At 42.3% G+C, this 18,785-nt stretch carries 11 protein-coding genes, 16 tRNA genes and 3 rRNA genes; 5 read left to right on the top strand and 25 right to left on the bottom strand.

Translation table 11 applies throughout. From position 1 onward, the window contains the following. Positions 1-203 precede the first annotated feature (203 nt). Entirely contained in the window at positions 204-1,727 is a 1,524-nt protein-coding gene (gadC, locus tag PQQ29_RS11880; protein WP_010991205.1) for a glutamate/gamma-aminobutyrate antiporter, read from the top strand. 12 nt (positions 1,728-1,739) lie between these two features. Beyond that, positions 1,740-3,134 carry a glutamate decarboxylase gene (gene gad, locus PQQ29_RS11885; protein WP_010991206.1) on the top strand — a complete coding sequence of 465 codons (1,395 nt, stop codon included), beginning with the start codon at positions 1,740-1,742 and terminating at the stop codon, positions 3,132-3,134. An 8-nt stretch (positions 3,135-3,142) separates the two neighbouring features. Here gad and PQQ29_RS11890 read toward each other — a convergent pair whose 3' ends face one another. From PQQ29_RS11890 to yugI, 24 genes are all read right to left on the bottom strand, one after another. Then, positions 3,143-4,657, bottom strand: a complete 1,515-nt coding sequence (locus PQQ29_RS11890) for a helix-turn-helix domain-containing protein (protein WP_010991207.1) — start codon at positions 4,655-4,657, stop codon at positions 3,143-3,145. Positions 4,658-4,844: 187 nt separating this feature from the next. Further along, positions 4,845-4,928, bottom strand: a tRNA-Leu gene (locus PQQ29_RS11895). Between the two features lie 45 nt (positions 4,929-4,973). Continuing rightward, positions 4,974-5,047 (bottom strand) — tRNA-Cys (locus PQQ29_RS11900). A 19-nt stretch (positions 5,048-5,066) separates the two neighbouring features. Beyond that, positions 5,067-5,138, bottom strand: a tRNA-Gly gene (locus PQQ29_RS11905). A 5-nt stretch (positions 5,139-5,143) separates the two neighbouring features. After that, positions 5,144-5,215 (bottom strand) — tRNA-Gln (locus PQQ29_RS11910). 31 nt (positions 5,216-5,246) lie between these two features. Next, positions 5,247-5,319: transfer RNA gene (locus PQQ29_RS11915), tRNA-His, on the bottom strand. Positions 5,320-5,333: 14 nt separating this feature from the next. Beyond that, positions 5,334-5,407: transfer RNA gene (locus tag PQQ29_RS11920), tRNA-Trp, on the bottom strand. A 7-nt stretch (positions 5,408-5,414) separates the two neighbouring features. Continuing rightward, positions 5,415-5,498, bottom strand: a tRNA-Tyr gene (locus PQQ29_RS11925). Between the two features lie 22 nt (positions 5,499-5,520). Beyond that, positions 5,521-5,593: transfer RNA gene (locus PQQ29_RS11930), tRNA-Phe, on the bottom strand. A gap of 4 nt (positions 5,594-5,597) precedes the next feature. Then, a tRNA-Asp gene (locus PQQ29_RS11935) sits at positions 5,598-5,673 on the bottom strand. Positions 5,674-5,679: 6 nt separating this feature from the next. Beyond that, positions 5,680-5,753 (bottom strand) — tRNA-Met (locus tag PQQ29_RS11940). 21 nt (positions 5,754-5,774) lie between these two features. Then, positions 5,775-5,850 (bottom strand) — tRNA-Val (locus tag PQQ29_RS11945). A gap of 56 nt (positions 5,851-5,906) precedes the next feature. Then, a tRNA-Glu gene (locus PQQ29_RS11950) sits at positions 5,907-5,978 on the bottom strand. A 37-nt stretch (positions 5,979-6,015) separates the two neighbouring features. Next, positions 6,016-6,104 (bottom strand) — tRNA-Ser (locus PQQ29_RS11955). A gap of 6 nt (positions 6,105-6,110) precedes the next feature. Further along, positions 6,111-6,186: transfer RNA gene (locus PQQ29_RS11960), tRNA-Asn, on the bottom strand. A 10-nt stretch (positions 6,187-6,196) separates the two neighbouring features. Next, positions 6,197-6,312 (bottom strand): 5S ribosomal RNA (gene rrf, locus PQQ29_RS11965). Positions 6,313-6,389: 77 nt separating this feature from the next. After that, a 23S ribosomal RNA gene (locus PQQ29_RS11970) occupies positions 6,390-9,321 on the bottom strand. Positions 9,322-9,493: 172 nt separating this feature from the next. Then, positions 9,494-9,569 (bottom strand) — tRNA-Ala (locus PQQ29_RS11975). Between the two features lie 46 nt (positions 9,570-9,615). Then, a tRNA-Ile gene (locus PQQ29_RS11980) sits at positions 9,616-9,689 on the bottom strand. Positions 9,690-9,818: 129 nt separating this feature from the next. Continuing rightward, positions 9,819-11,368: ribosomal RNA gene (locus PQQ29_RS11985) — 16S ribosomal RNA — on the bottom strand. Together the 16S, 23S and 5S rRNA genes with 16 tRNA genes alongside form the textbook arrangement of a ribosomal RNA operon. A 363-nt stretch (positions 11,369-11,731) precedes the next feature. Continuing rightward, positions 11,732-12,490 (bottom strand): DeoR/GlpR family DNA-binding transcription regulator, encoded by a 759-nt coding sequence (locus PQQ29_RS11990; protein WP_003722392.1) that lies wholly within the window; start codon positions 12,488-12,490, stop codon positions 11,732-11,734. Positions 12,491-12,594: 104 nt separating this feature from the next. Next, entirely contained in the window at positions 12,595-13,947 is a 1,353-nt protein-coding gene (locus PQQ29_RS11995) for a glucose-6-phosphate isomerase (RefSeq protein WP_003728418.1), read from the bottom strand. Between the two features lie 102 nt (positions 13,948-14,049). Further along, positions 14,050-14,457 (bottom strand): NUDIX hydrolase, encoded by a 408-nt coding sequence (locus tag PQQ29_RS12000; protein ID WP_003763729.1) that lies wholly within the window; start codon positions 14,455-14,457, stop codon positions 14,050-14,052. Positions 14,458-14,606: 149 nt separating this feature from the next. Further along, positions 14,607-14,960 carry a S1 domain-containing post-transcriptional regulator GSP13 gene (yugI, locus tag PQQ29_RS12005; protein WP_033533598.1) on the bottom strand — a complete coding sequence of 118 codons (354 nt, stop codon included), beginning with the start codon at positions 14,958-14,960 and terminating at the stop codon, positions 14,607-14,609. A gap of 153 nt (positions 14,961-15,113) precedes the next feature. Between yugI and PQQ29_RS12010 the strand changes: the two genes are divergently transcribed. The 3 genes from PQQ29_RS12010 (at position 15,114) to PQQ29_RS12020 (ending at position 18,202) form a co-directional block, all read left to right on the top strand. Further along, positions 15,114-16,280, top strand: a complete 1,167-nt coding sequence (locus PQQ29_RS12010; RefSeq protein ID WP_187983874.1) for a MalY/PatB family protein — start codon at positions 15,114-15,116, stop codon at positions 16,278-16,280. Positions 16,281-16,418: 138 nt separating this feature from the next. Then, positions 16,419-17,522, top strand: coding sequence for an ABC transporter permease (locus tag PQQ29_RS12015; RefSeq protein ID WP_010991210.1), 1,104 nt, complete (start codon positions 16,419-16,421; stop codon positions 17,520-17,522). Further along, positions 17,522-18,202 carry an ABC transporter ATP-binding protein gene (locus PQQ29_RS12020; protein ID WP_003763734.1) on the top strand — a complete coding sequence of 227 codons (681 nt, stop codon included), beginning with the start codon at positions 17,522-17,524 and terminating at the stop codon, positions 18,200-18,202. Before PQQ29_RS12015 ends, PQQ29_RS12020 begins: the two co-directional genes overlap by 1 nt. Before the next feature lie 42 nt (positions 18,203-18,244). Here the strand turns inward: PQQ29_RS12020 and PQQ29_RS12025 are convergent, their stop codons facing one another. Further along, positions 18,245-18,559 carry a PTS sugar transporter subunit IIB gene (locus PQQ29_RS12025; RefSeq protein ID WP_003763736.1) on the bottom strand — a complete coding sequence of 105 codons (315 nt, stop codon included), beginning with the start codon at positions 18,557-18,559 and terminating at the stop codon, positions 18,245-18,247. Between the last annotated feature and the right edge of the window lie 226 nt (positions 18,560-18,785).

Below are 18,785 nucleotides of genomic sequence, written 5' to 3' on the forward strand. Positions count from 1 at the left end.
AAGAAAAAAACTGGAATAATTTTCGAAAACAAACGTGCTAATCTTATACATGTTCCAACAAACAATGACTTAGGAGGTGCTTTTCTCGTGTTAACTGATGATGTTCCAAAAAAATCACATTTACCATTAATTAAGCATCATTCTAATTATCTATAGCTTGGTTTAGCAGTATTCGCAAACAAAATTTATGGAGGTAATACACAATGTCTAAACAAGCAAAGTCTTTAACCTTATTCGGATTTTTTGCCATTACGGCTTCGATGGTTATGACTGTTTATGAATATCCAACATTTGCCACTTCCGGGTTTCATTTAGTATTTTTCTTACTACTTGGCGGATTTTTATGGTTTTTACCTGTCGCTTTATGTGCAGCAGAAATGGCAACGGTGGATGGCTGGCAGGAAGGCGGTATTTTTTCTTGGGTGGGAAATACACTCGGGGAACGTTTTGGTTTTGCCGCAATCTTCTTTCAGTGGTTTCAAATAACGGTCGGATTCGTAACAATGATTTACTTTATTCTCGGCGCCCTATCATATGTATTTGATTTTCCCGCGCTCGAATCGAACCCTTTTATTAAATTTATCGGTGTGTTAATCATTTTCTGGGGTCTTACTTTTTCTCAACTAGGTGGTACGAAAAACACTGCTAAAATCGCGAAATTTGGTTTTATTATCGGTATTCTCATCCCAGCAATCATTTTATTTATCTTAGGTATTGCTTATGTTGCTGGCGGAAATCCCCTTCATGTCACTTTTTCCAAAGAGGCGTTTATTCCGGATTTCTCAAAAGCTTCAACATTAGTCATCTTCGTGTCATTTATTCTCGCTTACATGGGTGTTGAAGCTTCCGCGAGCCACGTAAATGAAATGACCAATCCAAAACGCGATTATCCACTAGCAATGATTATGCTCGTTATTTTAGCCATCGCGCTAAATACAATCGGCGGCTTAACAATTTCCGCTGTGTTACCTTTAAAAGATTTATCACTTAGCTCCGGCGTCGTGCAAACATTCCAAGCATTAATTTTACATTTTGGTTCCAGCTTAGGTTGGGCAGTAAAACTGATTGCCATCATGATCGCGCTAGGTGTCATGGGTGAAGTCAGTGCATGGGTAGTTGGCCCGTCACGCGGAATGTATACTGCAGCAGAACAAGGCTTACTTCCTGAAAAAATGAAAAAAGTAAATAAACACGGAGTCCCTGTTCCACTAATTATGGTTCAAGGTGTCGTCGTTACTATTTGGGCAGCTATTCTCACATTTGGTGGTGGCGGTAATAATTTATCATTCCTAACTGCGATTTCCTTAACAGTGGTCATTTATTTAGTCGGCTATTTACTCTTTTTCATCGGCTACTTAGTACTTATTTTCAAAAAATCGAGCTTAAAACGTACCTACCAAATCCCTGGTGGCAAAATTGTTAAAGTGATTGTGGCACTAATCGGCTTAGTAACATCTATTTTCGCTTTATGTATCTCATTTGTTCCACCAGCATCAATCGCCGCAAAAAGCGATACGACATACATGGTGATCTTATCAATCAGCTTTATCATCACCGTACTAATTCCATTCATCATCTACGCTGTGCACGATAAAAAAGACATCTCACCGAAAGATATTACTCATTTAGACTCAAGCGACATCAATAAATTCACCCACCCAAGAGCTCGCGGCGAACACATTATTAATCCTGATGATAAACATATTATGAATCAAGACAAATTATAGGAGGAAAAAATCATGTTATATAGTAAAGAAAATAAAGAAAGTTATTTAGAACCAGTTTTCGGATCAAGTGCAGAGGATCGTGATATTCCTAAATATACCCTTGCGAAAGAACCTCTCGAACCTCGAATTGCTTATCGTTTAGTAAAAGACGAACTTTTAGATGAAGGTTCCGCCCGTCAAAACCTAGCGACCTTCTGCCAAACATATATGGAAGACGAAGCAACCAAATTAATGTCCGAAACCTTAGAAAAAAATGCGATTGATAAATCCGAATATCCGCGAACAGCTGAACTTGAAAATCGTTGCGTCAATATTATCGCCGACTTATGGCATGCACCTAAGGACCAAAAATTCATGGGAACTTCCACAATCGGCTCTAGTGAAGCGTGCATGCTCGGCGGAATGGCGATGAAATTTGCTTGGAGAAAACGCGCCGAAAAACTTGGCTTAGATATTTATGCGCAAAAACCAAACCTCGTTATCTCATCTGGCTACCAAGTGTGTTGGGAAAAATTCTGTGTCTACTGGGATATCGATATGCGTGTTGTTCCAATGGATAAAGACCACATGCAACTCAATACCGACCAAGTGCTTGATTACGTAGACGAATATACAATCGGCGTTGTCGGCATCCTCGGCATTACTTATACAGGCCGCTACGACGACATCTACGCACTTAACGAAAAATTAGAAGAATATAATAGCAAAACAGATTATAAAGTCTACATTCACGTCGATGCAGCAAGTGGCGGATTCTTCACACCATTTGTCGAACCCGATATCATCTGGGACTTCCGCTTGAAAAACGTTATCTCCATTAATACTTCTGGTCACAAATACGGCCTCGTTTATCCAGGTATCGGTTGGGTCCTTTGGAAAGATGAAAGCTACCTACCAGAAGAACTCATTTTTAAAGTCAGCTACCTTGGCGGAGAAATGCCAACCATGCAAATCAATTTCTCTCGTAGCGCCAGCCACATCATCGGTCAATACTACAATTTCTTACGCTACGGCTTCGAAGGCTACCGCACCATTCACCAAAAAACAAGCGATGTCGCACAATACCTTGCCCACGCAGTCGAACAAACCGGCTACTTCGACATTTATAACGACGGCTCCCATTTACCAATCGTCTGCTATAAATTAAAAGACGATGCTAACGTAAAATGGACATTATATGATTTAGCGGACCGCCTCCAAATGCGCGGCTGGCAAGTTCCCGCATACCCACTACCAAAAAACTTAGAAAACATCATCATCCAACGTTACGTCTGCCGCGCTGACCTCGGTTTCAACATGGCAGAAGAATTCATCCAAGATTTCCAAGCCTCTATTCAAGAACTAAACAACGCCCACATTCTCTTCCACGATACCCAACAATCCGGCGTCCACGGCTTCACACATTAATAAAAAGGCTAGCCTCTCAAATAGGCTAGCCTTTTTTCATGTTCTTTTCTTCTAAGCAACTGAATCGCATTTTCCACATCTATTAAATCCCGGTCAAAAAAAGCCAGCGAAACCGGAATAACAGTCTCTTGCACCGCCTCTTTCAATTCCATTTCGCAGTTCGGGTGACAAAGCACAATCGTCGGCTCATCTATTTCCGCCAAAACCTCATTTAACTCCCTCGTCGAATTAAACATCGTCTCATGCACCTTCACCTTCCGCCCAAGTTCCTGCTCCACCTGAAACTTACATGACTCAAAATTAATCAAATTAAACGAGAAAATACAGATTTGCACTGGATTATTCCATTTATAAATAAGCGGATATAAGTGAATCGTCAAATAATTAATATGCGAGTCAATTAACATTGCACGATGCCCACTGATTTCATTCCAACGCTCAAGCACACTTTTCACAACCAAATAAAGCGGCTGATATTTTTTATCCAACAACCGTTCATTACTCGGAATAAGACCTTGCAAATTAAATAACGTCTTCTTCAAAAAATAACAAAGCGCTGCCCGAAATAACGAGTGATTAACCACTTCTGACCCAAAATATTCCTCAAACAAATCTATTAAAGACTGTAAATCAGCATTTTTCAATATCAATTCATTAAATTGCTCCAATTCCACCTTTTTCATAGAAGCATCAATAATACTGAAATTAGTCGAATAATAAATCAACATTAAATACAAATAATCATTATACGAAAATACCAAGTCAAGCTCTTTTTCCAGCGTTTCTTTACAACTTTTGCGAACCATAACAAGAAATCTTGAAGACTCAATATATTTCTGGCACTGTTCATCCAAAATAATCGCACTCGTCGGAATATCCCTTTTAAAAACCATCGAAATAAGCGACCTAAAATACTCGTGACCTTCCGCATTATGCGCTACTGCATCAATATTAATCCGTAAATTCAAAGTAGCCATAAAATCATCAATCATTTTCTTTTCATGATCCAGTAACGGATAAATACGAACACCATATTCTGCTTGAAGAAGCGCAATCAAATATCGAACCCGGTACTCCTTTCCAGTAATCCGATTATTTTCAAGTGATAAATCAATATCCCTCAAAAACTCCTCCACCTTATGTTTCAACCGATATGCATGCGAATGAGAAATAAAATATTCATCCATAAAATCGGTAAACTTATGCTCCTCCACATTCGTAACAAAAAACGCCAAGCACTTCAAAAACATCGAGTTATCATAAAGCTTATATAAAACTTGCCGCTCACTTGCTCCGTATTGTAGCTGGCACTGATAAATCCAATCATCTGCATTTTCTTTCACCTGAATACTAATCAAGCCATCCAATTCTTCATTTAACCTATGAATATCCGATCGCACCGTCACACGCGAAGTCCCCATATATTCCGCCATTTCATCTAAATTCGTATGTTTATTCTTCAGCAAGAAATCACATATCAAACATTTTCTCTTGATATCCTTTTCAATATAATTCGTAAGCATAACTACCCTCTCCATGGACGATTAATAAACAATAACTTTTCCAACATTTTTCATGTTAAAACAATCACAAAATAATGTCAAAGAAATAATCATTCTCTTTTGATGAATAAATATTATCATTTTTATTTGCATTCTACTTCTACAGATAGAAAAACATCAACGTAAATTTACGTTGATGTTTTATCAATACCGGCGGCCGGGGTCGAACCGGCACGCCCTTGCGGGCACAGGATTTTGAGTCCAGCGCGTCTGCCAATTCCGCCACGCCGGCGTAACAATATATTAAATTATAACTTTAAAACATTAATTATGCAAATGGAGGCGCCAACCGGATTTGAACCGGTGATAAAGGTTTTGCAGACCTCTGCCTTACCACTTGGCTATGGCGCCGCACAATATTCAACTAAAAAGCGGAAGACGGGGTTCGAACCCGCGACCCCCACCTTGGCAAGGTGATGTTCTACCGCTGAACTACTTCCGCATTAACTGGGCCAGCTGGATTCGAACCAACGCATGACGGAGTCAAAGTCCGTTGCCTTACCGCTTGGCTATGGCCCAACAATTATAATAGTTTTATAAAAACAAAAAGGGCGGATGATGGGAATCGAACCCACGAATGCCTGAACCACAATCAGGTGCGTTAACCACTTCGCCACATCCGCCATTATTTTATATATGGCAGGGGCAGTAGGAATCGAACCCACACTGGAGGTTTTGGAGACCTCAGTTCTACCTTTAAACTATGCCCCTATAATAATGGTGGAGGGGAGTGGATTCGAACCACCGAACCCGAAGGAGCGGATTTACAGTCCGCCGCGTTTAGCCACTTCGCTACCCCTCCATATTAAATAAAAGAAAAAAAGTGGCTTGGGACAGAATCGAACTGCCGACACCTTGAGCTTCAATCAAGTGCTCTACCAACTGAGCTACCAAGCCATAATGGCGGTCCCGACGGGATTTGAACCCGCGATCTCCTGCGTGACAGGCAGGCATGTTAACCCCTACACCACGGAACCACTCTATTGCGGGGGCAGGATTTGAACCTACGACCTTCGGGTTATGAGCCCGACGAGCTACCAGACTGCTCCACCCCGCGACAATATTATTATAAAACTAATGGTGGAGGTTAACGGGATCGAACCGCTGACCCTCTGCTTGTAAGGCAGATGCTCTCCCAGCTGAGCTAAACCTCCATAATTACTATTCTACTCTAAAAACATGAAATTGTCTCTAATAGATTAGTAAAAAATGACCCGTACGGGAATCGAACCCGTGTTACCGCCGTGAAAGGGCGGTGTCTTAACCGCTTGACCAACGGGCCTTAGTAAGAAAAATGTTGCTTTATTATTACGTGTAAACGGAGAGCAAGGGATTCGAACCCTTGAGACAGCTTACACCGCCTACACGGTTTCCAACCGTGCTCCTTCGGCCACTCGGACAGCTCTCCAGAAAATGGCTCCACAGGCAGGACTCGAACCTGCGACCGATCGGTTAACAGCCGATTGCTCTACCAACTGAGCTACTGTGGAATAATAAATTGCCCGGCAGCGACCTACTCTCGCAGGGGGAAGCCCCCAACTACCATTGGCGCAGAGAAGCTTAACTACCGTGTTCGGGATGGGAACGGGTGTGACCTTCTCGCCATAACTACCAGACAATATGAAGTTGTTGAAAGATTGCTCTCTCAAAACTAGAGAAGAAAGGGTTCAGTTAGGTAACTTTGTTTCATTTTTTGGTTAAGTCCTCGATCGATTAGTATTTGTCCGCTCCATGTATCGCTACACTTCCACTCCAAACCTATCTACCTGATCATCTTTCAGGGATCTTACTTTCCGAAGAAATGGGAAATCTCATCTTGAGGGGGGCTTCACGCTTAGATGCTTTCAGCGTTTATCCCTGCCACACATAGCTACCCAGCGATGCTCCTGGCGGAACAACTGGTACACCAGCGGTGTGTCCATCCCGGTCCTCTCGTACTAAGGACAGCTCCTCTCAAATTTCCTGCGCCCGCGACGGATAGGGACCGAACTGTCTCACGACGTTCTGAACCCAGCTCGCGTGCCGCTTTAATGGGCGAACAGCCCAACCCTTGGGACCGACTACAGCCCCAGGATGCGACGAGCCGACATCGAGGTGCCAAACCTCCCCGTCGATGTGGACTCTTGGGGGAGATAAGCCTGTTATCCCCGGGGTAGCTTTTATCCGTTGAGCGATGGCCCTTCCATGCGGAACCACCGGATCACTAAGCCCGACTTTCGTCCCTGCTCGACTTGTCAGTCTCGCAGTCAAGCTCCCTTGTGCCTTTACACTCTGCGAATGATTTCCATCCATTCTGAGGGAACCTTTGGGCGCCTCCGTTACTCTTTAGGAGGCGACCGCCCCAGTCAAACTGCCCACCTGACACTGTCTCCCCACGCGCTTAGCGTGGCGGGTTAGAATGGTCATACAGCCAGGGTAGTATCCCACCATTGCCTCCTCGTATGCTAGCGCACACGTCTCTTCGGCTCCTACCTATCCTGTACAAGCGGTACAAACATTCCATATCAGGTTGCAGTAAAGCTCCACGGGGTCTTTCCGTCCTGTCGCGGGTAACCTGCATCTTCACAGGTACTATAATTTCACCGAGTCTCTCGTTGAGACAGTGCCCAGATCGTTGCGCCTTTCGTGCGGGTCGGAACTTACCCGACAAGGAATTTCGCTACCTTAGGACCGTTATAGTTACGGCCGCCGTTTACTGGGGCTTCAATTCGTACCTTCGCCGAAGCTAAGCACTCCTCTTAACCTTCCAGCACCGGGCAGGCGTCAGCCCCTATACGTCACCTTACGGTTTTGCAGAGACCTGTGTTTTTGCTAAACAGTCGCCTGGGCCTATTCACTGCGGCTCTCTCGGGCTTGCACCCTAATAGAGCACCCCTTCTCCCGAAGTTACGGGGTCATTTTGCCGAGTTCCTTAACGAGAGTTCTCTCGCTCACCTTAGGATTCTCTCCTCATCTACCTGTGTCGGTTTGCGGTACGGGCAGTACTACTCTTCCTAGAGGCTTTTCTTGACAGCGTGAAATCAGGAACTTCCGTACTTAATTTCCTTCCCCATCACAGCTCATGCTTCGCAAGAAGCGGATTTGCCTACTTCTCACACTCACTGCTTGGACGCACATTTCCATTCGTGCGATTCCCTATCCTTCTGTGTCACCCCATCGGTTAAACAATTAGCACTGGTACAGGAATCTCTACCTGTTGTCCATCGCCTACGCCTATCGGCCTCGGCTTAGGTCCCGACTAACCCTGAGCGGACGAGCCTTCCTCAGGAAACCTTAGATATTCGGTGGAAGGGATTCTCACCCTTCTTTCGCTACTCATACCGGCATTCTCACTTCTAAGCGCTCCACCAGTCCTTCCGGTCTGACTTCACCGCCCTTAGAACGCTCTCCTACCACGAACCTCCGAAGAGGTTCATCCACAGTTTCGGTAATATGTTTAGCCCCGGTACATTTTCGGCGCGGGGTCACTCGACCAGTGAGCTATTACGCACTCTTTCAATGGTGGCTGCTTCTAAGCCAACATCCTGGTTGTCTAAGCAACCCCACATCCTTTTCCACTTAACATATATTTGGGGACCTTAACTGGTGGTCTGGGCTGTTTCCCTTTCGACTACGGATCTTATCACTCGCAGTCTGACTCCCGAGTATAAGTACATGGCATTCGGAGTTTATCTGAATTCGGTAACCCGAGAAGGGCCCCTAGTCCAAACAGTGCTCTACCTCCATGACTCTTTACCTCGAGGCTAGCCCTAAAGCTATTTCGGAGAGAACCAGCTATCTCCAAGTTCGATTGGAATTTCTCCGCTACCCACACCTCATCCCCGCACTTTTCAACGTGCGTGGGTTCGGACCTCCAGTAAGTATTACCTTACCTTCATCCTGGACATGGGTAGATCACCTGGTTTCGGGTCTACGACCTGTTACTTATGCGCCCTATTCAGACTCGCTTTCGCTACGGCTCCGCTTTTTCCGCTTAACCTTGCAACAAATCGTAACTCGCCGGTTCATTCTACAAAAGGCACGCTATCACCCATTAACGGGCTCTAACTACTTGTAGGCACACGGTTTCAGGAACTGTTTCACTCCCCTTCCGGGGTGCTTTTCACCTTTCCCTCACGGTACTGGTTCACTATCGGTCACTAGGGAGTATTTAGCCTTGGGAGATGGTCCTCCCGGATTCCGACGGAATTTCACGTGTTCCGCCGTACTCAGGATCCACTCTGGAGGGAAAGCCATTTCAACTACCGGGCTGTTACCGTCTTTGGCGGGCCTTTCCAGACCGCTTCATTTATAACTTTCTTTTGTAACTCCGTATAGAGTGTCCTACAACCCCAAGAAGCAAGCTTCTTGGTTTGGGCTCTTTCCGTTTCGCTCGCCGCTACTCAGGAAATCGATTTTTCTTTCTCTTCCTCCAGGTACTTAGATGTTTCAGTTCCCTGGGTCTGCCTTCCTCACGCTATGTATTCACGTAAGGATACTATCCGACTAAAGATAGTGGGTTCCCCCATTCGGAAATCTCTGGATCAACGCTTACGTACAGCTCCCCAAAGCATATCGGTGTTAGTCCCGTCCTTCTTCGGCTCCTAGTGCCAAGGCATCCACCGTGCGCCCTTTCTAACTTAACCAATTTACTTCTACGAAGTAAAGGTTGTTTTTCTGATGTTCCGTATCAGCGATGATACTTCTTATCAGATGAAAGATTCACTTTCAGATGATTCTCGGTTACTTGTGTCATAAATAATAAATTATCTATGCTAACTTTACTAACTTTCTTATCTAGTTTTCAAAGAACAATTTTGGTGGAGCCTAGCGGGATCGAACCGCTGACCTCCTGCGTGCAAAGCAGGCGCTCTCCCAGCTGAGCTAAGGCCCCTAAAAGGAATTAAATTGGATGTTTTCTTCGTGTCAGAAAGAAAAAGTGGGCCTAAATGGACTCGAACCATCGACCTCACGCTTATCAGGCGTGCGCTCTAACCAGCTGAGCTATAGGCCCGTCAAAAATGTAGTGGCGCTATGCTCCAAGCATGTTGCCTTGCGTACTTTATCTGACATACAAGAGAGTGACCTCTCAAAACTGAACAAATAGAGAAGAACGAAAACTCACAGGTTTCCTTTTCCTTAGAAAGGAGGTGATCCAGCCGCACCTTCCGATACGGCTACCTTGTTACGACTTCACCCCAATTATCTGTCCCACCTTCGGCGGCTGGCTCCATAAAGGTTACCCTACCGACTTCGGGTGTTACAAACTCTCGTGGTGTGACGGGCGGTGTGTACAAGGCCCGGGAACGTATTCACCGTGGCATGCTGATCCACGATTACTAGCGATTCCGGCTTCATGTAGGCGAGTTGCAGCCTACAATCCGAACTGAGAATGGTTTTATGGGATTGGCTCCACCTCGCGGCTTCGCGACCCTTTGTACCATCCATTGTAGCACGTGTGTAGCCCAGGTCATAAGGGGCATGATGATTTGACGTCATCCCCACCTTCCTCCGGCTTGCACCGGCAGTCACTTTAGAGTGCCCAACTAAATGCTGGCAACTAAAATCAAGGGTTGCGCTCGTTGCGGGACTTAACCCAACATCTCACGACACGAGCTGACGACAACCATGCACCACCTGTCACTTTGTCCCCGAAGGGAAAGCTCTGTCTCCAGAGTGGTCAAAGGATGTCAAGACCTGGTAAGGTTCTTCGCGTTGCTTCGAATTAAACCACATGCTCCACCGCTTGTGCGGGCCCCCGTCAATTCCTTTGAGTTTCAACCTTGCGGTCGTACTCCCCAGGCGGAGTGCTTAATGCGTTAGCTGCAGCACTAAGGGGCGGAAACCCCCTAACACTTAGCACTCATCGTTTACGGCGTGGACTACCAGGGTATCTAATCCTGTTTGCTCCCCACGCTTTCGCGCCTCAGCGTCAGTTACAGACCAGAGAGTCGCCTTCGCCACTGGTGTTCCTCCACATATCTACGCATTTCACCGCTACACGTGGAATTCCACTCTCCTCTTCTGCACTCCAGTCTTCCAGTTTCCAATGACCCTCCCCGGTTAAGCCGGGGGCTTTCACATCAGACTTAAAAGACCGCCTGCGCGCGCTTTACGCCCAATAAATCCGGACAACGCTTGCCACCTACGTATTACCGCGGCTGCTGGCACGTAGTTAGCCGTGGCTTTCTGGTTAGATACCGTCAAGGGACAAGCAGTTACTCTTATCCTTGTTCTTCTCTAACAACAGTACTTTACGATCCGAAAACCTTCTTCATACACGCGGCGTTGCTCCGTCAGACTTTCGTCCATTGCGGAAGATTCCCTACTGCTGCCTCCCGTAGGAGTCTGGGCCGTGTCTCAGTCCCAGTGTGGCCGATCACCCTCTCAGGTCGGCTATGCATCGTTGCCTTGGTAGGCCATTACCCTACCAACTAGCTAATGCACCGCGGGCCCATCTGTAAGCGATAGCCGAAACCATCTTTCAAGAGCGTGGCATGCGCCACACTCTATCATTCGGTATTAGCCCCGGTTTCCCGGAGTTATCCCCAACTTACAGGCAGGTTGCCCACGTGTTACTCACCCGTCCGCCACTAACTTTGGAAGAGCAAGCTCTTCCTCCGTTCGTTCGACTTGCATGTATTAGGCACGCCGCCAGCGTTCGTCCTGAGCCAGGATCAAACTCTCTTTAAAATATAAATTGAATTTGAATACTTATTCAACACCGTGAATAAGATTCCTTGCGTCAAATTGACTTCGCTAGCAATTAAATTACTAGTTTGTTTTTGTTGAAAACAGCTTTCTGTTTTCTGCCCTGCGATTACCAGTGAGACTTTACGTCTCATTGCTTTTCGTCTTCTTTTTTGTTCAGTTTTCAAAGGTCAGTTTCTTTTGCTGCTAAAGCGTTTGTCCGTATCAGCAACGTTTATAAATATACCAAGATTTTTGCCTTTCGTCAATACTTTTTACAAAGTTTATTAAATAAAGATGAAAAAAGATTAATTTAGTGTATAAATTGATGTTAGGACAATGTTTTTTAGTCAAAACTAAAAGGCTTTATGTTGTATAAATTTGCATTCCTTTTTCTTCAAATTGTTCTTTCAAGACTGGATCTATTTCTTTTCCAGTGATGATAGAAGATATTTCATCTAGAGCTGCGTATTTGTATAAGGAGATCCGACCGAACTTGGTGTGATCTGTTACTAAGATTACTTCATCGGCTGAGTGGAGCATTTGTTGTTTTGCTGGGATTAGATATTCATCGTAGTGCATTAACCCTTTATCAATATCAAGAGCTGGTGTGGTTACGAAGGCTTTATGTACGTGAATACTCTGTAAGGTTCCGCTCGTTATCATACCGTTAAGAATGAATGTTTCCGGATAAATGACTCCACCTGTCACGATTACTTTGGACGGGGAAAAGCGCATTATGGAAGCTACGTTAATATCATTTGTTATTACGGTTAATTTGGAGCGGTCTTTTAACGCTGTTGCGATATGACCGGTTGTTGTTCCGGCGTCTAGGATGATTGTGTCCCCGTCTTTAACCATTGTTGCTGCTAATGTAGCGATGCGTTGTTTTTCTTCATAGCGCACTTCACTACGTTTTTTCCAGTTAGGTTCAGAAACTACTTTTTCTTCTATCATAACTCCGCCATGGGTTCTTTTTAGTTTTTTGTCTTTTTCAAGTGATGTTAAATCGCGGCGAATGGTTGCTTCGTGAACTTCAAAATGTTTAGCTAGTTCGCTAACGGTTGCTATTTTTCGGCTTTTGACATATTGGACAATGGCGCGTTTACGTTCGATAGATAGCACTTCTTCCCCTCCTTTTGTTTAACTATATGGTAACTCCAATAGAAAAAAATCGCAAACAATCAAAAAACCTTGGAGCGATTGGCCCCAAGGTTTGGAAATGAAAATTAATCGTTTAAGCGTTTTTCTAGTTCTGCTTTTTTGTCTTCGAAGCCTGGTTTGCCAAGTAATGCGAACATGTTGGCTTTATATGCTTCTACTCCTGGTTGGTCAAATGGATTTACGCCATTTAGGTAACCACTGATTGCTACAGCTTTTTCAAAGAAGTATACTAGGTAGCCGAAAGTATAGGCATCTAGTTCTGGTACTTCTACAACAAAGTTTGGAACTTCGCCGTCTGTATGTGCTAAAAGAGTTCCTTCGAATGCTTTTGTATTAACGAAATCAACTGTTTCACCAGCAAGGTAGTTTAAGCCATCTAAATCTACTTCTTCTTTATTGATAGTTAAATTGTGGCGTGGTTTGTCCACTTTGATAACTGTTTCAAAAAGGTTACGACGGCCGTCTTGGATATATTGACCGATAGAATGTAAATCTGTAGAGAAGTTAGCGCTCGATGGGTAAATTCCTTTTTTGTCTTTACCTTCACTTTCGCCGAATAATTGTTTCCACCATTCGTTGAAATATTGTAACCCTGGTTCGTAGCTGATTAGAAGTTCAGTTACTTTTCCTTTACGATAAAGAACATTACGAGCTGCTGCATATTGGTAAGCAATGTTATTTTTTAGCTCTGGTTTGTCGAAATCTTTGCTTGCTGCTGCTGCTCCGTTCATAAGCGCATCAATATCTACGCCACTCACTGCGATTGGAAGTAAACCTACTGCAGTTAAAACAGAGAAACGTCCACCAACGTCATCTGGAACTACAAATGTTTCGTAGCCTTCGTTGTCAGCTAATGTTTTTAGCGCGCCTTTTGCTTTATCAGTTGTAGCGTAAATGCGTTTTTTCGCGCCTTCTTCGCCGTATTTTTTGATTAGAAGTTCTTTGAAAACACGGAAAGCGATTGCTGGCTCTGTTGTTGTTCCGGATTTAGAAATAACGTTAACAGAAAAGTCGCGGTCGCCAACTACTTCGATTAAGTCATGTAAGTAAGAGGAACTAATGCTATTTCCTGCAAAGAATACTTGAGGTGTTTTACGCGCACCTTTTTCAAGTACATTATAGAAGGAATGATTTAAAGTTTCGATTGCTGCACGTGCTCCAAGGTAAGAACCACCGATACCGATAACGATTAATACGTCAGAATCACTGTGGATTTTTTCTGTTGCTTTTTTGATACGAGCAAATTCTTCTTTGTCGTAATCTGTTGGTAAATTAATCCAACCAAGCGCGTCATTACCAGCACCTGTACCATTATGTAATGAATCATGAGCTGCTTTTACTGCTGGTTCAAGATAATCAAGTTCGCGTTCTTCAAAAAAACGGAGCGCTTTGGAATAATCAAATTTAATATGTGTCATTGTTTTCCCTCCAAATTTTAAAAAAGTTTCTTTATTAACTTTATATCAATCAATGCTTTTTAGCAAGGATAGACCTTGTGAAATTTAAGCCTTTTTGAAAAATTAGGTATAGTTTTCATATAAGACTCCCTCGCTTCTGACTAGTTCATTTAAAGATAATTGGTCTATAGGTAATAGATCGTCAGCAAGTGGAATTGGTATCCATTTTACTCGAAAGACATTGTCGTCGTTTGAAAAAGTCGCCATCTCACCAACTGGTTTTGCTCGAAAAACAAATGTACAAACGTGTTCCCATGTAGCACGGCGCTCTTTGCAATGTAAAATTGACTCTATTTCTATATCAATATTTGTTTGTTCTTTTACTTTACTTGCGAGTGCTTCTTCCATCGTTTGGTCTGTTTCGACATGTCCTCCTGGAAAAGTCCAAGCTAAATTGCGGTTTCTAACTATTAATATCTCATCTTTCTTCTCGTTGTACACAAATGCTTGCACATGAATAGATCTTTTCACGTAAATCCCCCTTTTTTGACTATTTTATACAAATGAATAAATTGAAAATTACTACTAACTATTCCCTTTTTCTAAAATTTTAGTCAATTAAATTTATCAGCCTAGCAATTTATCCCGAAAAGGGCATTATACCAAGCTGATGGAGATTTTTATTTATCTGCTTTTTTAATCCATTCTTCTAATTTATCTCGTAATGTGTTGAAACCTTCATCATTTTCACCAGATGATACGTTTTTTTTCTTAGCTGGTTGTTCTTTTGGTGCTTCTTCAGTCGCTCTAATAGAAAGACTGATTTTGTTTTTTTCTTCATCAATGTCGAGTATTTTTACTTTTACCTCTTGGCCAACTTCTAGAAAATCATGGATATCTTTTACAAAACCATGTGTTATTTCTGAAATATGAACTAAGCCTTGTGTAGAATTATCTAATGCTACAAATGCACCGTAGCTTTGAATTCCGGCAATTTTCCCAGAAACTACTTCTCCCACCTTGAATGTACTCATCCTCATTCCACCTACTTTCAACCTTACAATATTTTATAAATTATAACACTTAGGCGAAACTTTAACAATTATTCTAAATCCTTGTATGGTGAGCTTTAAAGGTGAAATTTATGCTATAATTGAGTCGAATTAAAGAGAAGGAGCGTGACATAATTGAGTCAATTTGATGAAGTCATTCCGCGGATTGGAACTAATTCAGAAAAGTGGGATGGGGCAGAAGAATTATTTGGCAGAAAAGATATTATTCCAATGTGGGTAGCTGACATGGATTTCCGTGCGCCAAAGCCTGTACTTGATGCATTCCAGCGTCAAATCGATCACGGGATTTTTGGTTATTCAACAAAATCAGCGGCACTTGTCGAAGCTGTTATTGATTGGAACAAAGAGCAACACCAATTTGAAATTGATCCGAGCACTTTGTTTTTCAACGGGGCTGTTGTTCCAACTATTTCGCTAGCAATTCGTTCGTTAACAAGTGAAGGTGACGCTGTTCTAATGGTTTCGCCGATTTATCCGCCATTTTTCAACGTAACCAAAGCTACAGAACGAAAAGTAGTTATGTCCCCGCTCATATATGAAAACCACCAATATCGAATGGATTTTAATGATTTGGAAAAACGGATGAAAGAAGAAAATGTAAAATTATTCCTTCTATGTAATCCGCAAAACCCTGGTTGTCGTTGTTTCACAAAAGAAGAACTAGTGGAACTTGCTAATCTGTGTGAAAAATACCAAATTCCGATTGTTTCAGATGAAATTCACGCTGATTTAGTGATGAAAAATCATAAACATGTACCAATGATGGTTGCTGCGCCATTTTATAAAGATCAAATTATCACTTTGATGGCTGCTACAAAAACATTTAATTTAGCTGCTATTAAAGCTTCCTACTATATTATTACGAATAAAGACTACCAAGCAAAATTCGCCGCGGAGCAAAAATATGCTACAACTAATGGGCTTAATGTTTTTGGGATTGTTGGTACTGAAGCTGCCTACCGGGATGGCGCTGCTTGGTTAAACGAACTAAAAGAATATATTTATCGTAATTATGAATATGTAAAGGATGCAATCGAAAAAGAAGTACCAGAAGTTGGCGTAACGGACTTAGAGGCAACTTACTTGATGTGGCTTGATTGCCGCGCGCTTCCTAAAGATGAGAAAACGATTTATACTGATTTAATCGAAGCCGGCGTTGGTGTCCAAATGGGTTCTGGATTTGGTCATTCAGGTAAAGGTTTTGTCCGCCTCAACATTGCATGTCCAAAAGAAACTTTAGAAAAAGGGGTAAAACTTCTGATTCAAGGCTTAAAAAAATAGCTTATTCTGGGAAACTAAGTAGCAAATACTTAGTTTCTTTTTTTAGGAAATTGATTATAGCTTTGGTATACTATTCTTTGGAAAGTGAAATAGTGTTCATTTTCCGTTTACATAAATTTAAAGGAGTTGGTATAACCGATGTTTTTAGGGCTTCGTGAATTAGTTTATTCTAAGTTGCGCTATATTTTAGTAACAGGCATCATGGTCTTAATTATGTTACTATCACTTATTTTATCTGGGCTGGCAAACGGGCTTGCTTATGATAATGCTTCATCTGTAGCAGATAACGGGGTTCCATATTATGTTCTCAGCAAAGACGCCCAAGACAAATTATCTAGATCTCAGTTCCCAGAATCCAAACTCGCTGACGTGAAAAAAGATGCGAACGTGAAGGATGCTGCGGTTCTCGGACAATCTATGCAAACGTTAAAACGGGAAAGTGACGATAAAAAGTTTAGTGTAGCACTTTTCGGTATTCAACCAGATAGCTTTCTCGCTCCAAAAATTTCTGATGGAGCTAACATACAAGTAACAAAACCTGACGAAATCGTTGTCGATTCTTCTTTGAAATCAGACGGAATCAAAATTGGCGATGTTTTAATGGATGATATTTTAAATAGAGAATTAACGGTTGTCGGCTTTACAGAGAATCAAAAGTATAGCCATGCTCCCGTTGTTTATATTAATATCGCGACTTGGCAAGAAATCAATCCTGTTTTATATCACCAAAAAATCCCGCAAACAAGTACTATTGCGATTAAAACAGACAACCCTGATAAAGGTGTAACACTCTCGGATAAAGATTTAACGACAATCGATCACAAAGAGTTTTTAAATCAAATTCCAGGTTATTCCGCGGAACAAATGACGCTTAACATGATGATTTTCTTCCTAATCATTATTGGCGGATTTATTTTAACCGCGTTCTTCTATGTTATGACGCTTCAAAAAACAACGCAATTTGGTATTTTGAAAGCACTTGGAACGAAAACTAGTTACTTAGTGAAGAGCATTATTACTCAAGTGGTGATTATTTCGATTATTAGTATTTTAATTAGTGTCGGTGTAACATTGCTGCTTCCAAGTATTATGCCAGCAGCTATGCCGTTTAGATTGAGTCCAATGACGATTGCGCTTTATAGTGGTTTATTCTTCTTAGTTGCTCTATTTGGTGCTCTTTTATCACTTAGACGAATTGCTAAAGTAGATGCATTAGATGCTATTCGAGGAGGTGATGAATAATGGAAACTCTATTATCTTTTGAAAATGTATACAAAGATTACCCGTCTGGCCCTTCAATTATTCATGCACTGAAGGAAACAAATTTCGAAGCGAAAAAAGGAGAATTAATCGCCATCGTTGGTCCAAGTGGTTCTGGCAAAAGTACGCTACTTTCTCTTGCCGGAGCGCTATTAACACCAACTGGCGGAACGATTTCCATAAACGGCAAGTCAGTCGGAAACTTATCTTCTAAAGAACAAACGGCTCTTCGTTTAGAAGAAATTGGCTTTATTTTCCAAGCTGCTCACTTAGTTCCTTATTTACACGTAAAAGATCAAATCAGCTTTATTGGAAAAATGGCAGGAAAAAGCGCGGCGGAACTTGAAAAAGATACTGCTTCCCTTCTAAGCCAACTTGGAATTAGCGATCGCGCAAATTTCTATCCAAAAGATCTATCTGGTGGGCAAAAGCAACGTGTCGCTATTGCGCGAGCACTTATCAACCAACCTTCCGTTATTTTAGCCGATGAACCAACTGCAAGTCTTGACACGGAAAGAAGTCGTGAAGTTGTAGAGCTCATCCGAAACGAGGTTGTTCAAACGAGTCGAACTGCAATTATGGTTACACACGATGAACGAATGTTAGATTTAGTGAACCATGTATATCGTATGGAAGACGGAATACTTACCCAAGAAAGCTAAAAAACCTGCGTGGCTTAACTGCCACACAGGTTTTTTTACTGTTTATTTTTGGAACCCATCAATTAAATCTAATGCTTGACCGAGTACTTTTTCACCGTTCATTGTACCATAAGCTGCCATGTCGATAACATCTACTGGAATTTTCCCAGCAGCTAGTTCATCAACTGTTTTTTTCTGATAACGTACTTGTGGTCCTAAAAGTACTACATCTGCATCATCAATTAAGTTACTTACTTCAGCAATGGAGTATGCTTCGATTTCGCATGTTTCTCCACGATCTTCAGCTGCTTTACGCATTTTTGTTACTAAAAGGCTTGTTGACATCCCTGCCGCACATACTAAAACAATATTTTTCATCGTAATCTTTCCTTTCAGATTAAGGCTGCTTTTTTTGTACACTCTTATTATAACTACCTTTAGCTTTTTAAACAAGTAAACTACTGGTGCCAAGATAAAATTATTAAAAATGCGAAAAAACATTGCGATTTCACGTAAAAAGAGCGATAATAGACAATAACTTTATCCGAAAGCTCAGAAAATTTCGCATCATCCAAATACAACAGTTTCGGGAGATAAAAATTCA

The sequence above is a fragment of the Listeria innocua genome, assembly GCF_028596125.1.
GTDB lineage: Bacteria > Bacillota > Bacilli > Lactobacillales > Listeriaceae > Listeria > Listeria innocua.

Excerpts from the sequence above, each read along its gene's own strand:
- gadC (WP_010991205.1), top strand. The coding sequence starts at position 204 with ATGTCTAAACAAGCAAAGTCTTTAACCTTATTCGGATTTTTTGCCATT.
- gad (WP_010991206.1), top strand. The coding sequence starts at position 1,740 with ATGTTATATAGTAAAGAAAATAAAGAAAGTTATTTAGAACCAGTTTTC.
- PQQ29_RS11890 (WP_010991207.1), bottom strand. The coding sequence starts at position 4,657 with ATGCTTACGAATTATATTGAAAAGGATATCAAGAGAAAATGTTTGATA.
- PQQ29_RS11995 (WP_003728418.1), bottom strand. The coding sequence starts at position 13,947 with ATGACACATATTAAATTTGATTATTCCAAAGCGCTCCGTTTTTTTGAA.
- yugI (WP_033533598.1), bottom strand. The coding sequence starts at position 14,960 with ATGAGTACATTCAAGGTGGGAGAAGTAGTTTCTGGGAAAATTGCCGGA.
- PQQ29_RS12015 (WP_010991210.1), top strand. The coding sequence starts at position 16,419 with ATGTTTTTAGGGCTTCGTGAATTAGTTTATTCTAAGTTGCGCTATATT.
- PQQ29_RS12020 (WP_003763734.1), top strand. The coding sequence starts at position 17,522 with ATGGAAACTCTATTATCTTTTGAAAATGTATACAAAGATTACCCGTCT.
- PQQ29_RS12025 (WP_003763736.1), bottom strand. The coding sequence starts at position 18,559 with ATGAAAAATATTGTTTTAGTATGTGCGGCAGGGATGTCAACAAGCCTT.